Origin of the sequence: Hymenobacter caeli (assembly GCF_013294115.1) — a bacterium.
GTDB lineage: Bacteria > Bacteroidota > Bacteroidia > Cytophagales > Hymenobacteraceae > Hymenobacter > Hymenobacter caeli.
Genome location: NZ_JABSNP010000010.1, coordinates 16,109 through 30,031 on the forward strand (window position 1 = coordinate 16,109; position 13,923 = coordinate 30,031).

Genomic DNA, 13,923 nt, shown 5'->3' on the forward strand with positions numbered 1-13,923 from the left:
CGCCCGGGCCCCCCCGATGGCGCACGAATTCCGGCGTGGTGCCCGGAAGGGCCGCCGTAGCAACTGGCAATTGCCTGACCGTTCAAACAGTAGCCTGGTGACTCGGTAGAGGCCCAAATTTTTATTTTTTTGCTTGCCCGGCCGCCCCGTTACCGCGCCAGGGCCAGGCCGGCCCCGCGCACGCGGCGGGTGTGCACAGCAGCAGTGGCGGGTAAAAGCTTAGCAGTAGCAATCCACTTTCCTTCGCGTTGCCGCCCGCCAGAGTTTCCCCTCGGGTTGTCCGATTATCGGCGTGGTTCGACGGGGGACCGGCAGGCGTTCCGTGGATGGGTAGCGCCGGCGGAAGCTTACGTGTAATACTGCGTTCACATTGACTTAACGCAAAGTTAACCAATAGTAATAGTGCTACTTAATTGCGAATTAATGGCAATTATATGGTCGGATAATACAATTTAAGGCGAGTGCAGAACCGCTAGGTTACGGGGTGAATTAGTTTGATAACACGGGTGGCTTGCTCGCAGCAAGGGAGCCGGCGGACTTTTGCACCAGCAAAGTCGCTGCCCTTAACCTGCGCTTAATGAGTCGTCTCTATTCCCTGCTGATTTGCTTGCTGAGCCTGCCGCTGGCGGTGCTGGGCGGCACCATCAAAGGCCGCGTGACCGATGCCCGCACCGGCGAGCCGCTGGTGGGCGCGGTGGTGTACTTGCAAGGCACCGGTTACAACGCCCAGGTGCAGCTCGACGGTACGTTCAGCCTGCGCGGCGTGCCCGTGGGCGAATACGAGCTGGTGGGCCAGCTGGTGAGCTACGCGCCCCTTAACCAGCACGTTTCCCTCACCGCCGCCCAGCCCGACCAGGTGCTGAGCCTGCGGCTGAGCGACAAAAACCAGGCCCTGGAAGAAGTGACGGTGCAGGGCCACCGCGACCCGGAAGGGGAGGTGACGGCCCGCCGCATCGAGCAGGTGGCCCCCAGCATCGTCAACGTGGTGTCGGCCCAGGCCATCCAGGTGTCGCCCGACATCCAGGTGGCCAACGTGTTGCAGCGCGTGTCGGGCGTGACGCTGGAGCGCAGCACCAACGGCGACGGCCGCTACGCCCTCGTGCGGGGCATGGACAAGCGCTACAACTACACGCTCGTTAACGGCATCAAGATTCCCAGCCCCGACCCCTACAACCGCTACGTGCCGCTCGACATCTTCCCGGCCGACCTGCTCCAGCGCCTCGAAGTAACCAAGGCCCTGACGCCCGGCATGGAAGGCGACGCCATCGGCGGCGTGGTGAACCTGGTGATGAAGGACGCGCCCGCCGAGCGCACCCTCAGCGGCCAGCTCGGCACGGGCTACGGCCAGCTGTTTGCCGACCGCTCGTTCCTGGGCTTCGACCGCGGGGCGGTGAACCGGAAATCGCCCGGGGAGCGGAACGGCTCCGATTACCAGGCCACGCCCGGCGACTTTCCCTGGCCCAGCTTCACCCACAAGGCCCCGGCCCCCAACCTGCTGGGCAACCTCACCTTTGGCAGCCGCTACGGCCGCGACCAGCGCCTGGGCGTGCTGCTGGCCGGCTCGTACCAGGCCCAGACCCGCGGCTCGAACGGCTACTTCTACGAAACGGGCATCACCCAGGACAACTACCCCGCCCTGCGCACGCTGCACGTGCAGCAGTACTCGACGCAGCAGCAGCGCCTGGGCCTGAACGCCAAGCTCGACTACCGCCTCGACGCCCGCAACACGCTGCGCTTCTACGGCGTGTATTTGCAATTGGACGAGGCCCAGGCCCGCGCCGAAACCGACACCACCTACAAAGGCACCGCCCGGCCCGACGTGGACCGCCTGCTGCGGGCCCGCTACCAGCGCCAGGGCATCGCTAACGCCACCTTGCAGGGCGAGCACCAGCTCGCGCCGCGCCTCTCGGCCACGTGGTCGCTGGTGTACTCGCGGGCCACCAACAACGTGCCCGACGTGAGCGAGCAGGACCTCAAGCTCACGGCTTCGGGCAACTACTACCAGAACGCCACCCACACCTGGCTCGACAACACCGACCAGGACAAGGCCGCCTACCTCAACCTGAAGTACGTGCTGGCCGACGGCCTGGAGCTGTCGGCCGGGGGCCTGTACCGCGACAAGGACCGCGTGAACCACTACCTCTCGTACTCGCTGCGGCCCTCGGGCCAGCCCGCCACCAACGAGCAGGACATCAACTCGGAGCCCTACACGGTGTTCAACCCGTTGGGCATCTACGTGGGCAACAACAACTACACGGCCGCCGAAAAGGTGACGGCCAGCTACGGCCAGCTGCGCTACTTCCGGGGGCCCTGGGAGGTGCTGGGCGGCGTGCGCACCGAGTACACCGACCAGTCGTACATCACCAGCCTACCCGTGACGGAAGCCGCCAACCGCGGCGGCCAGAAGTACCTCGACGTGCTGCCCAGCCTGCACCTGCGCTACGCCCTGGACCCGCGCCAGAACCTGCGGGCCTCGTATTTCTCGTCCATCAGCCGGCCCAGCTTTTTCGAGCTGACGCCCCACAACAACTCCGGCAGCGTGAGCGAAAACAACGTGTACGCCGAGGCCGGCAACCCCTACCTGCTGCACACCCAGGCCCAGAACCTCGATTTGCGCTACGAATTCTTCGGGGCCGGCAACGACCATGTGATGCTGGGGGCCTTCTACAAAAACATCAAAAACCCGATTGAGTACGGCCTCGTCACGCTGCCCAACACCACCGTGACGGTGTACCAGCCCATCAACCCCAGCACGGGCGCGGCCACCAACTACGGCTTCGAGTGGGTGGGGGTGAAGTACCTGGGCGCGTTCGGGCTGTCCACCAATTACACCTTCACCTCGTCGAGCATCACCACCGACAAGGGCCGCAGCGCCACCGCCGAAGACCCGCGCGTGAGCGTGGCCCAGAAGCGCCCCCTGCAAGGCCAGTCGAAGCACGTGGCCAACGCCTCGCTGCTCTACAAAAACCCGCGCAGCGGCCTGGAAATGCAGCTGGCCTATGTGTACACCGGGGCCCGCATCGTGCAGGTGGGCCAGTTTCTGGGCCTCGACTACTGGCAGCGGGCGCAGTCGCAACTCGACTTTTCGGCCGAGAAGCGCCTCACCAAGTCCGACAAGCGCTTCGGGCTGACGGCCTACGTGAAAATCCAGAACATCCTCAACACGCCCTACCAGGTCGACATCCTGGCCCCCGGGGCGCCGGCCATCCCCGGGGCCCCGGCCGTGGCCGGCTACCCCTACCAGGACCGCGCCGACCGGGTGAATGTCGTCAACCAAACCTACCGGGCCTACTACCTGGCCGGGCTGCGCTTCCGGCTGTAGTGTTTTGCTTTTAAGGTACCTGAAGAACGTCATGCTGAGCGCAGCGCAGCGGAGTCGAAGCATCCCTCCCGCTCACTAATCCTGATTGCTGCCGCAGTAGAGATGCTTCGACTCCGCTGCGCTGCGCTCAGCATGACGGCCTTTTTTACTCCTGAATAAAATCGTATTCTCACGCCTTATGCGTCAATTCCATTCTCTTTTCACCCCCGCCGCCGCGCTCCTGCTGGCCACCGGGGCCCTGCTCTCCTCGTGCGAGAACCTGATTTACGTGGCCGCGCCCGTGAGCACGGTGGGCCAGGCCTTCAGCGGCGACACGCTGCGCAGCCCCATCAAGGGCACCATCGCGGGCCGGGCTAACCCGTACTACATGATTGGCGACGTGACCGTGAACGACGGCGACACGCTGCTGATTCAGGCCGGGGTGAAGATTCTGGTGATTGGCAAGCCCAAGTCCACCGCCACCTTTGGGCAGGCCACCAACAACCCCGGCTTCGTGGTGAACGGCGTGCTGCTGAGCCTGGGCACCAAGGCCGCGCCGGTGGTGATGACCATCAACGACAACCTCAAGGGCGACCCCGCAGCCGTGGTGAGCGCCGCCACCGACCCCGCGTTCAAGGGCTACTGGGGCGGCATCAACGCCGACGGGGCCTCGCTGCTGGTGCTGCGCTGGACGGACATCGGCTACATCGGGGGGCCCTACGGGGCCAACGCGCCCACCGGCTACGCGGCCGGCGACCCCAAGTACGGCGTGTCGATGCTGGCCAAGAAAGCCAACGCCCGCCTGGTGATGGAGGACTGCTACCTGCACGGCTCCGTGGACGACTTCATGCGCCTGCAAAGCTGCAAGTTCAGCCTGATGCGCAACCGCTTCGAGAAAACCGGCAAGGCCGGCGGCGAGGGCGTGAACGTGAAGGCCGGCTGCCTCGGCGACATCGCCTACAACACCTTCGTGGGCGGGGCCACCAACGGCTCGAAGGTGGCCTCGGTGGCCGCCGCGCCCGTGCAGGCCAACGTGAACACCTACAACAACACCTACCTCAACTGCGGCTACCGCCAGACCAAGGCCGGCCGCGGCGGCTCCATCAACTACGAGGTGCAGGCCGCCGGCCTGGTGTACAACAACCTGATTGCCAACTGCCGCTTCGGCCTGCGCATGCGCTCCGACGACCAGCCCGACCTCAGTAAAATCAAGTACAACAACCAGTACTACTACGGGGCCACCAGCTACCAGGTGGCCGAGTTCAACGCCGCCACGGCTGGCTCCGTCACGGCCAACCAGCCCAACGATACCCGCGGCACCGCCGGCACCAACGACCCCAAGTTCCAAGCGGCCGACCTGACCACGGCCGCCGGCACCACGGCGGCCCCCAGCACCACCATCCAGTGGACGAATTTCCTGAAGGGCGGCGGCAGCCTGCGCCTGCAAGCCGGCTCGCCGGCCCTCGGCAAGGGCTTCACCACGTTCTCGCCCGTCAACGCCGTGGGCGACTTGCGCGTCGGGGGCCTGTTCACGCCCACCGTTACGCCGCCCGGCTCCGACGCCGGGGCCTACCAGGCCGACGGCACCGGCAACCAGCAGTAAGGAGCCCGTTTCGCCGTAAAACGGAGTGGCACTCCGTTGCTACCCCTGGCCGCAACGGAGTGCCACTCCGTTTTACTACTATTTTTCCAATGCCCGTTTCTGCTATTTTCCGCCGCCCGGCCCTGGCTGGCCTGCTCGCCGCCACGGCCCTGCTGGGCACCCAGTGCCACCAGTCGGTGTCGGGCGTGCTGGGCACGCCGGTTGGCGGCACCAACACGGGCCCCGGCGTGGTGCAGCCGGTGGTCGTGACCGACCCCGTGCGCTACGACACCGACGACCCCGCCATCTGGGTGAACCCCGCCGACCCGGCCAAAAGCCTGGTCATCGGCACCGACAAAGCCTCCGACGGGGGGCTGTACGTGTTCGATTTGCAAGGCAAGGAAGTGCCGGGCAAAACCGTGCACGGCCTCAAGCGCCCCAACAACGTGGACCTGGCCTACGGCCTGAAGCTGGGCGGCCGGCCCACCGACTTCGCCCTCGTGACGGAGCGCGAAACCGGCAAGCTGCGGGCTTTCCGCCTGCCCGACATGCAGCCCCTCGACCACGGCCAGCTCGACGTGTTCAGCGGCGAAGCCGCCGGCGACCGGCTGCCGATGGGCATCGCCATCTACACCCGGCCCGCCGACGGGGCCCAGTTCGCCGTGGTGGGCCGCAAAACGGGGCCCAAAGAAGGCTACCTCTGGCAGTACCGGCTGGAGGACGACGGCACCGGCCAGCTCAAGTTCACGCCCGTGCGCAAGTTTGGCACCTTCAGCGGCAAGAAGGAAATCGAGTCCATCGCCGTCGATAACGAGCTGGGCTTCATCTACTACTCCGACGAGGGCGTGGGGGTGCGCAAGTACTACGCCGACCCCGCCCGGGGCAACCAGGAGCTGGCCCTGTTCGCCAAAACCGGCTTCACCGAGGACCACGAGGGCATCTCCATCTACAAAACGGGCCCCCAAACCGGCTACATTCTGGTGTCGGACCAGGGGGCCAGCCAGTTCCGCTTCTTCCCCCGCCAGGGCACCGCGGCCAACCCCAACGCGTACCCCGAGTTGAAAACCGTGAAAGTAGCCGCCCACTTCAGCGACGGCTCCGACGTGACCAACGTGCCCCTGAACCAGCAGTTCCCCCACGGCCTGTTCGTGGCCATGTCCGACAACAAAACCTTCCACTACTACCGCTGGGAAGATATGCTGGGCAAGGATTTGAAGGCCGTGCAATAGTGGCCCCTGGGGCCTTAAACGTTGCGCCTAACGCAGGCCCCTACTTGCCCTTCTTCGCCACCGGTTTAGAGCCCCGTACCGGCCGCTTGGGCCGCTTCTTGCGGATGGCCGCCAGCCGGTCGCGCTCCACTTTGCGCTCGGCGCGGGCCAGCAGGCGCTGGGGCAGGCGGGCCATGAGGCGCTCGCGCACGTAGTGCGCCAGGCGGGCCAGGGGGATGCGGTTATTCGTGCGCAGCAGCTGGGCCACGTCGCGGCCCCGCAGCGTGCTTACGCCCGTCAGGCCCAGGGCCAGCAGGAATTGCTTCACTTCTTCGAGCAGGAGCAGGGCGGCGATGGGGGCCCGCGCCACGGTGGCGTTGTAGGCGGCGGCCCGGTGGGTGCGCAGGCCGTCTTCGGCGGCCACCAGCACGCCCACCCAGGGGGGCAGCAGCGGTAGTAGCTTGGGCAAGTGCTTCTCCGTCACCACGAACGTGACGAAATCGTAGGCCCCGGCGTAGCAGCGCAGCTGGTTGGGCACCCGCTGCAAGGTGTCGCGGTCGCCCTTTAGCTCGTAGCCGTGCATGAAGTGCTCGGTGATGTGCACCACGTCGGCGCGGGTGCTGCCGGTGGGCAGCTCGTCCACGTGCACGCCGCCGGCCAGCAGGGGGTAGAGCAGGGCCCGGATGGCGGGGTCGTTCACGCGAACACCTTCACCTTCTCGCCCTTGTGCTTGGTGCGCAGGTACTGGCGGATAATCTGCTGGGTGTCCTTGTTGTCGGTGTAGGTCTTTATCACGTCCCGGAAGTCCCCGATTTTGCGGGCCGTGAAGGTGTCGTCCACGTAGGCGAAGCCCAGGTAGCGGCCGTGCTCCACCAATACCACGGTTTTTTCCAGCTCGGTGCGGCCCGCGCCAATCACCACGAACGACTGGTGCTCGTAGGTGATGCTGTCGATGGCCTCGTCCACGCGGGCGTTGTAGGCCTCGGGGGCCTCTTCGCCCACGCAGGCTCCCAGGCAGCGGTGTACCTGGTAGTCGAAGCAGGCCCCCTGGGTTTTGTAGAGCCCGCACAGCTTCTGGCACAAATTAAACTTGGCCACCTTGTGGTACAGGAAGCCCTGGGCCTTGTACTGGTTGCCCAGCGCAATGATGGGAATCTCCGCGTTCCGCGCGTCGGCCTTGCCGTAGAGCAGCCGCTTGTAGCCCTGCTCGTCGGTGCGCAAATAAATGCCCGCCGGAAACACCGAGCGCCGCTGGGCCCGGTTGTAGGCCGGCTTGAGCTGCTTAATCAGGTGCGACTCGTAGAGCAGCGCCACCAGCTCCGAGCCCGTCAGCTCCCAGGTGATGTCGGCGATGGAGTTCTTGAAATCCAGGCTCTTGCGCGACTTCACATCGACGGCAAAGTGCTGCTGGATGCGCTTGTAGATGTTGATGCTCTTGCCCACGTAAATCACCTCGCCGGCCTCGTCGTGGAAGTAGTACACGCCCGTGGCCTGGGGTAGGCTGGCCACCAGCTGGGGCGAAACCAGCGGCGGCAGCAGCGCCGTGCGGATGGCCTCCTGCACGGCCGCCACCCGCCGGGGCGACGGCGCTTTCGTGCCGCCCGGGCCCTCGGGCCGGCGGCCGGCGGGGGCCAGCGCATCTACCTGGGCCAGCGTGTCGGCCGTGGGGGTCCCCGGGGCCCCGGCCTCGCTTTCCTGGGTGATGCCGAGCAGGCGGCCGAAGAGCAGGGCCGTTGCGTGGGCGTCGCCAGCGGCGCGGTGGCGGCCGTTGAGCGGGATGCCGATGTTCTGGCACAGCTTGCCCAGGCTGTAGCTGGGCTGGCCCGGAATGAGGCTGCGCGAGAGCCGCACCGTGCACAGCGTTTTGCGCGAGTAGTTGTAGCCCAGGTCGGCAAACTCCTTCTTCAGAAACGAGTAGTCGAACCGCACGTTGTGGGCCACGAACACGCAGCCTTCGGTGATTTCCACCACCCGGCGGGCCACCTCGTGGAACTTGGGCGCGTCGCGCACCATGTCGTTGGTGATGCCCGTGAGCTGGGTGATGAACGGCGGAATGCTGCGCCCGGGGTTGAGCAGCGTGGCGTACTCGTCCACGATTTTCTCGCCGTCGTGGATGTACACCGCAATTTCCGTGATGCGGTCCTGGGCCGGCTGGCCCCCCGTGGTTTCTAAATCGACAATGGCGTACAAGGCAACGAAAAATAGGAGGAATAAGAACAGCGCTAACAAATTTAGTCGGCCGGAAGGTTGCAACATAAAAAAAGCGGCCCGGGGGCCGCTTTTTTTAAAATTGGCAACAAGCCGTTGGGAACAAGAAAATTTGGCTTGTCCACCGGCTGTCCAAACCTATTTGGCCTGGCCTTTCCACTGGGTCACCTGATTTTTGGCGCTCAGGATTTCGTCGTGCTGCTTTTGCAGCACCGTTTTGGCTTCGGTGGGCAGGTCGTTGCTCTGCAGCGCGGTTTCGTAGGCCTTGAGGGCCGCCGCATCGCCGGTTTCGCACTCGCCCAGGATGGCGGCGTCGCTCTGGCCGGTCACGGCCGATTTGATGTTAATCCAGCCGCGGTGCACGGCGGCGGCGGCATCCGTCAGGGCCCCTTCCACGGTGGTTTCGTGGCCGGCGGGAATGCCAAACTGCTGGGCGTGCTGGCTCAAGGCCGAAGCGTATTGGGCTCGCTGCTCCGAGAGGCGGGCCAGCTGGGCTTTTAGCTCGGGGCTGGTCACGCCTTCGGCGGCTTCCTGGTAGCCCTTGGTGGAGGTTTCGTTGATGGTTACCAGGTCGTTGTAAGCCCGGGCGGTGTTGTCAGCAAGCGTTGCCATAGTGGTCAGTGAGTTAGATGTGAAGTGAGAAAAGGAAGGTAAACTACCTGCTTCCTTGTACGAAAAGCCCGGCGCGGGGTTGCGCCGGAACGGCCCCTAAACGGGTTTGATGCGCAGCCAGAGCCGTTTAAAGAAATTGTCCTTCGCCGGTACTTTGGCCGACTTCAGCTCCGTGCCGTCGCTGAGGTCGCCCAGCAAAAAGCCCCAGGGCTCCATGCTCCGGTTGGCGTCGAACACCACCTTGAGCACGGCCACCAGCGGAATGCTCAAAATCATGCCCGGCGTGCCCCACAGCTCGCCGCCCAGGATGAGGGCGATGATGGCCGCCATCGGGTTGATGCTCACCTTGGAGCCCGTAATCATGGGCGTAATGAAGTTGCCCTCCAAAAACTGCACGAACATAAACACGCCCACCACGCCCAGGGCCTTGGCCGGCGAGCCGGTGTCGACGAGCGTGACGAGCGCCGGGATGGCCGAGCCCACCATGATGCCGATGTAGGGAATGATGGCCAGCACGGAGGCAAACACGGCAAAGAAAATGGCGAATTTGACGTCCAGCAGCAGCAAGCCGATGGAATTGAGCACCGACACAATCACAATCACCGTGAGCAGGCCTTGGATGTAGGCCTGCACCACCGTCTGGATGTCGTCCATGGTGTGCAGCACGCTGGTGCGCTTGTTGGGCGTCACGAAGCGGAACAGGAACTGCCGCATGTGGTCGCGGTAGTACAAGAAGCAAAAAATGTAGATGGGCACCAGCGTGGTCACGCTCAGGATGCCGGCCGTGGTGCTGAGCGTGGAGCCCAGGTAGCCGCCGGCCGACGACTTGAACGAGTCCATCGACTGGTCAATCAGCTGCTCTTTGCTCAGGGGCTGGTAGCCGAAGCGCTGGCTGGCCCACTGCTGGGCCTGGTCGAAGTACAGGATGGAGCGGGCCTCCAGCTTGGGCAGCTCGGTGCGCAGGCTCGCAATCTGCGCGCCGAAGCCGTAAAACATGGCCACCAGGGCCACCACCACGATGAGCAGCGTGACGACGATGGCCCAGACCCGCGGCAGCTTCCAGCGCTCGAGGCGGGCGGCCAGCGGCAGCAGCAGCACCGCCAGCAGCGCCGCGAACAGGATGGGCAGCAAAATGCTGTCGAGCGTGTGCAGCACGTACACCAGCAGCGTGAGGCCGATGAGCAGGAACGTGTATTGCACCACCGGCGACTGCTTGATGGGGGCCGGGGCCTGGTGCTGCAACGGCGAGGGGATGTTGCGCGGCGCGTTCAGGTTGTTGGGCGGCGGCAGCACCCGCGGCGGGGCGGTGGGGGTAGGGGAGGGGGGCATGGCGAAGAAGGTGAACCGGCGGGGCCCGGGCGAACCAAGTGCCGCCGGCCGGTGGTTACGAAATAGCTAACAGGGTTGGCGGCCGCCGGCTAAGCTGCCTGGCAGCGTGGCCGGCGGCCGGCCGCCGTTTTGTGCGTTATTTTACCCAGTAATTGCCTCCTACGGATTTTTTATGACGAGCGACGAACTTACCCCCGCGGCCCCCGCCCACGGCTACACCGAAGACAGCATCCGCTCGCTCGACTGGCGCGAGCACATCCGCCTGCGGCCCGGCATGTACATCGGCAAGCTCGGCGACGGCTCGGCCTACGACGACGGCATTTACGTGCTGGTGAAGGAGGTCATCGACAACTGCATCGACGAGCACGTGATGGGCCACGGCCGCACCATCGACATCAAAATATCGGAGCAGCGCGTGCAGGTGCGCGACTACGGCCGCGGCATTCCGCTGGGCAAGGTGGTGGACGTGGTAAGCAAAATCAACACCGGCGGCAAGTACGACTCCAAGGTGTTCCAGAAGTCGGTGGGCCTCAACGGCGTGGGCACCAAGGCCGTGAACGCGCTGAGCGGCTACTTCCTGGTGCAGAGCGTGCGCGAAGGGCTCATGAAGTCGGCCGAGTTTGCCCGGGGCCAGCTCGTGCAGGACCCCAAGCCCCAGAAAACGCCGCAGCGCAACGGCACGCTGGTCACGTTTCAGCCCGACGACACCATTTTCAAGAACTACCGCTTCATCCCGGAGTACCTCGAAAACCAGATGTGGAACTACGTGTACCTCAACGCGGGCCTCATCATCAACTACAACGGCCAGAAGTACTTCTCCGAAAACGGCCTGCGCGACCTGCTCGGCCGCAAGGCCGACGTGGAGCACCTGCGCTACCCCATCATCCACCTCAAGGGCCCCGACATCGAGCTGGCCCTGAGCCACGGCAACGACTACGGCGAGGAGTACTACTCCTTCGTGAACGGGCAGTACACCACCCAGGGCGGCACCCACCTGGCCGCCTTCCGCGAGGCGGTGGTGAAAACGGTGCAGGAGTTTTACGCCAAAGCGAACAAGAACAAGAAGTACGACGCCTCCGACATCCGGGCCTCCATCATCGCGGCCGTGTCAGTGCGGGTGCAGGAGCCCGTGTTCGAGAGCCAGACCAAAACCAAGCTCGGCAGCATCAACATGGGCGAGGACGGGCCCACGGTGCGCGGCTTCGTGCTCGACTTTGTGAAGGAGGAGCTGGACAACTTCCTGCACAAGAACCCCGCCACCGCCGAAGCCCTCAAGAAGCGCATCGAGCAGAGCGAGCGGGAGCGCACGGACATGGCCGGCGTGAAAAAGCTGGCCAACCAGCGCGCCAAAAAGGCCAACCTGCACAATCGTAAACTTCGGGATTGCCGCCTGCACCTGGGCGAAACCAAGGAGGCCGAAAAGGAGCTGCTCACCACGCTCTTCATCACCGAGGGCGACTCGGCCTCGGGCAGCATCACCAAGAGCCGCAACGTGGAGCTGGAGGCCGTGTTCAGCCTGCGCGGCAAGCCGCTGAACTGCTACGGGCTGAAGAAGAAAATCGTGTACGAGAACGAGGAGTTCAACCTCTTGCAGCACGCCCTCAACATCGAGGAAGGCATGGACGGCCTGCGCTACAACCGGGTCGTCGTGGCCACCGACGCCGACGTGGACGGCATGCACATCCGGCTGCTGCTGCTCACCTTCTTTCTCCAGTTCTTCCCCGATTTGGTGCGTAACGGCCACGTGTTCATCCTCGAAACGCCCCTGTTCCGCGTCCGCAACAAGAAGGAAACCATCTACTGCTACAACGAGGGCGAGAAGCAGGCCGCCATGCGCCGGCTGGGCAAGAACCCCGAAATCACCCGCTTCAAGGGCCTGGGCGAGATTTCGCCCGACGAGTTCGGCAAGTTCATCGGCGACAACATCAAGCTCGAGCCCGTCATTTTGCAGTCCGACCGCAGCATCCAGCAGGTGCTCACCTACTACATGGGCAAGAACACGCCCGACCGCCAGCAGTTCATCATCGAAAACCTGCGCCTGGAAAAAGACCTCGTGACCAGCGACGCGCTGCCCGTGGCCGAAGTAGCCGAAGCCGACCTGGCCTAGGCGGCCCTGGTTTGGCCCCAGCAAAACGCCCCCGCCCGAATGTTCGGGCGGGGGCGTTTTGCGTTGAAAGCCGCCAGCCTTATTGGCCCACCACCTGGCTTTGCAGGCTGGTAATAATGGTCAGCAGCTCGGTCTTTTCCGGGTCCTTCACGCCGTTGTCGGTCAGGGCTTTGGTGAAGGCCACGCCGAACACGCCGAACTCCTGGGTGGTGATGGCCATGCCTTTGTGGGCGGCCGTCATGGTGAGGCCTTTGTACACGAGGGGGCCCCCGGTGGCCTGCCCAATCTGGTCAATCAGGTTGTCGCGCAGCAGCGTCACGCGCTGGGCGTTGCCCGACGTCAGGAGCGGGTTGAACGTGCGCTTAAGCGACGAGTTGGACGTCTGGCTCTCGGCGATGACGTTGGCCAGGAACGAGTCCACGACCTTGGACACGCCATCGACGTTGCCCAGGCGCGAATAAAGGGTGGCGGGGGCCGGGGCCGGAGCCGGGGCGGGGTCGCTGCTTTTGCTGCACGCCGTGGCCGCCAGCAGCAGCGCACCGGCCAACAGGCTCTTGCGGACGGGTAAAAAGATTTTCATGGGTAAAAATGGTTGGGGGATAAATTAAAAAAAGTGAGAAACAAGCAAAGCGGGCCCTACACCGCCACGAAAAAGCGGCGCAGGTTGAGGGCAAAGCGCAGGCGCTCCAGGCCCAGCACGTAGCCGGCGGGCACCGGGCACTGGCGGGCCGCGGGGGCCGGAGCCGGGGCGGCGGGCAGGGCCCGGGGCGCGTAGGGGCCGGCCCCGGCCAGCGCCCGGCGCAGGCCGGCCTCCGTGGCCTCGCCCGGGCGGTACACGAACGACACCGTGCCCGTGGCCGCGCTCAGGGCGCAGGCCCGCACGCCGGGCTGCGCGGCCAGGTGCGCGCGCAAAGCCTCGGCGGCGGGGCCCGTGGGCAGGTGCGGCACCTGCCAGGCCACCAGCTCGATGGGGGCGGCGTAGCTGTGCAGGGCGGGGGCCTCCCAGTTGGCCCAGGCCAGCAGGGCCAGGGGCCCCACCACCCAGCCGCGACGTAATAGAGCAGACATAAAATTATTGGTTAAATACTATTCATAAATGCGCTGATTGAACTCAGTGGCAATGATTGCCTGTAAAGATGTTATTTCAATAGGTATTTCGGCGAATGCTGTAATTCGTCCGGCCAACGGGGCCGGGGCCCCGGCCGGCAGCGGGCCCCGGGCTGCCCGCGCCGGGTGGGCGCGCGGGGCCCCGGCGGGCGCTTTTGCCCCCGGCGGGCGGAACTTTCCGGCCCCGGCCGGCCTTGCCAGGGGTTGCGCCGCCGCGCCGCCGCCGGTACATTTGACCGCATCTTGCCGCTCACCCGTTTGCTCTTCGTGGATACACCCCTTACCCCCGGCCCCGCCTCGCTGTTCCCCGCCGACGAGCCCCGCGCCTCCGACGCGTCGGAACCCAACCCCTACCAACACCTCCAGGCCGGCGATTCGGTCGACTTTGACCTGGGCGCGTTTTCGCCCGCCGCAGAGGAAGACGCCGGGCTGGCCGCCGGCGACGAGGCCCTCGCCGCCCAGCTCACCG

Annotated in this window: 10 protein-coding genes; 4 read left to right on the top strand and 6 right to left on the bottom strand. The window is 65.1% G+C overall.

The features are described from left to right. Positions 1-577: 577 nt before the first annotated feature. From HNP98_RS11620 to HNP98_RS11630, 3 genes are all read left to right on the top strand, one after another. Positions 578-3,322 carry a TonB-dependent receptor gene (locus HNP98_RS11620; protein WP_173810250.1) on the top strand — a complete coding sequence of 915 codons (2,745 nt, stop codon included), beginning with the start codon at positions 578-580 and terminating at the stop codon, positions 3,320-3,322. A 178-nt stretch (positions 3,323-3,500) separates the two neighbouring features. Continuing rightward, a complete protein-coding gene (locus tag HNP98_RS11625; RefSeq protein ID WP_173810251.1) occupies positions 3,501-4,904 on the top strand; it encodes a hypothetical protein in 1,404 nt (467 codons plus the stop codon). Between the two features lie 89 nt (positions 4,905-4,993). Then, positions 4,994-6,112, top strand: coding sequence for a phytase (locus HNP98_RS11630; RefSeq protein WP_173810252.1), 1,119 nt, complete (start codon positions 4,994-4,996; stop codon positions 6,110-6,112). Positions 6,113-6,152: 40 nt separating this feature from the next. Here the strand turns inward: HNP98_RS11630 and HNP98_RS11635 are convergent, their stop codons facing one another. From HNP98_RS11635 to HNP98_RS11650, 4 genes are all read right to left on the bottom strand, one after another. After that, positions 6,153-6,791 carry a sce7726 family protein gene (locus HNP98_RS11635; RefSeq protein ID WP_173810253.1) on the bottom strand — a complete coding sequence of 213 codons (639 nt, stop codon included), beginning with the start codon at positions 6,789-6,791 and terminating at the stop codon, positions 6,153-6,155. Then, positions 6,788-8,281, bottom strand: a complete 1,494-nt coding sequence (locus tag HNP98_RS11640) for an exonuclease domain-containing protein (RefSeq protein WP_173810254.1) — start codon at positions 8,279-8,281, stop codon at positions 6,788-6,790. Before HNP98_RS11640 ends, HNP98_RS11635 begins: the two co-directional genes overlap by 4 nt. A 156-nt stretch (positions 8,282-8,437) precedes the next feature. Then, entirely contained in the window at positions 8,438-8,911 is a 474-nt protein-coding gene (locus tag HNP98_RS11645) for a PA2169 family four-helix-bundle protein (RefSeq protein WP_173810255.1), read from the bottom strand. Between the two features lie 96 nt (positions 8,912-9,007). Then, entirely contained in the window at positions 9,008-10,240 is a 1,233-nt protein-coding gene (locus tag HNP98_RS11650) for an AI-2E family transporter (protein WP_173810256.1), read from the bottom strand. Positions 10,241-10,412: 172 nt separating this feature from the next. Between HNP98_RS11650 and HNP98_RS11655 the strand changes: the two genes are divergently transcribed. Next, positions 10,413-12,347 carry a DNA topoisomerase IV subunit B gene (locus tag HNP98_RS11655; RefSeq protein ID WP_173810257.1) on the top strand — a complete coding sequence of 645 codons (1,935 nt, stop codon included), beginning with the start codon at positions 10,413-10,415 and terminating at the stop codon, positions 12,345-12,347. 79 nt (positions 12,348-12,426) lie between these two features. Here HNP98_RS11655 and HNP98_RS11660 read toward each other — a convergent pair whose 3' ends face one another. Together HNP98_RS11660 and HNP98_RS11665 are read right to left on the bottom strand one after the other, a co-directional pair. Further along, the gene (locus HNP98_RS11660) at positions 12,427-12,927 is read right to left on the bottom strand and encodes a group I truncated hemoglobin (protein WP_173810258.1); all 501 of its coding nucleotides are present in this window, start codon (positions 12,925-12,927) and stop codon (positions 12,427-12,429) included. Positions 12,928-12,983: 56 nt separating this feature from the next. Beyond that, positions 12,984-13,415: a hypothetical protein gene (locus tag HNP98_RS11665; protein ID WP_173810259.1), complete on the bottom strand. Its 432-nt coding sequence runs from the start codon at positions 13,413-13,415 to the stop codon at positions 12,984-12,986. Positions 13,416-13,923: the final 508 nt, after the last annotated feature.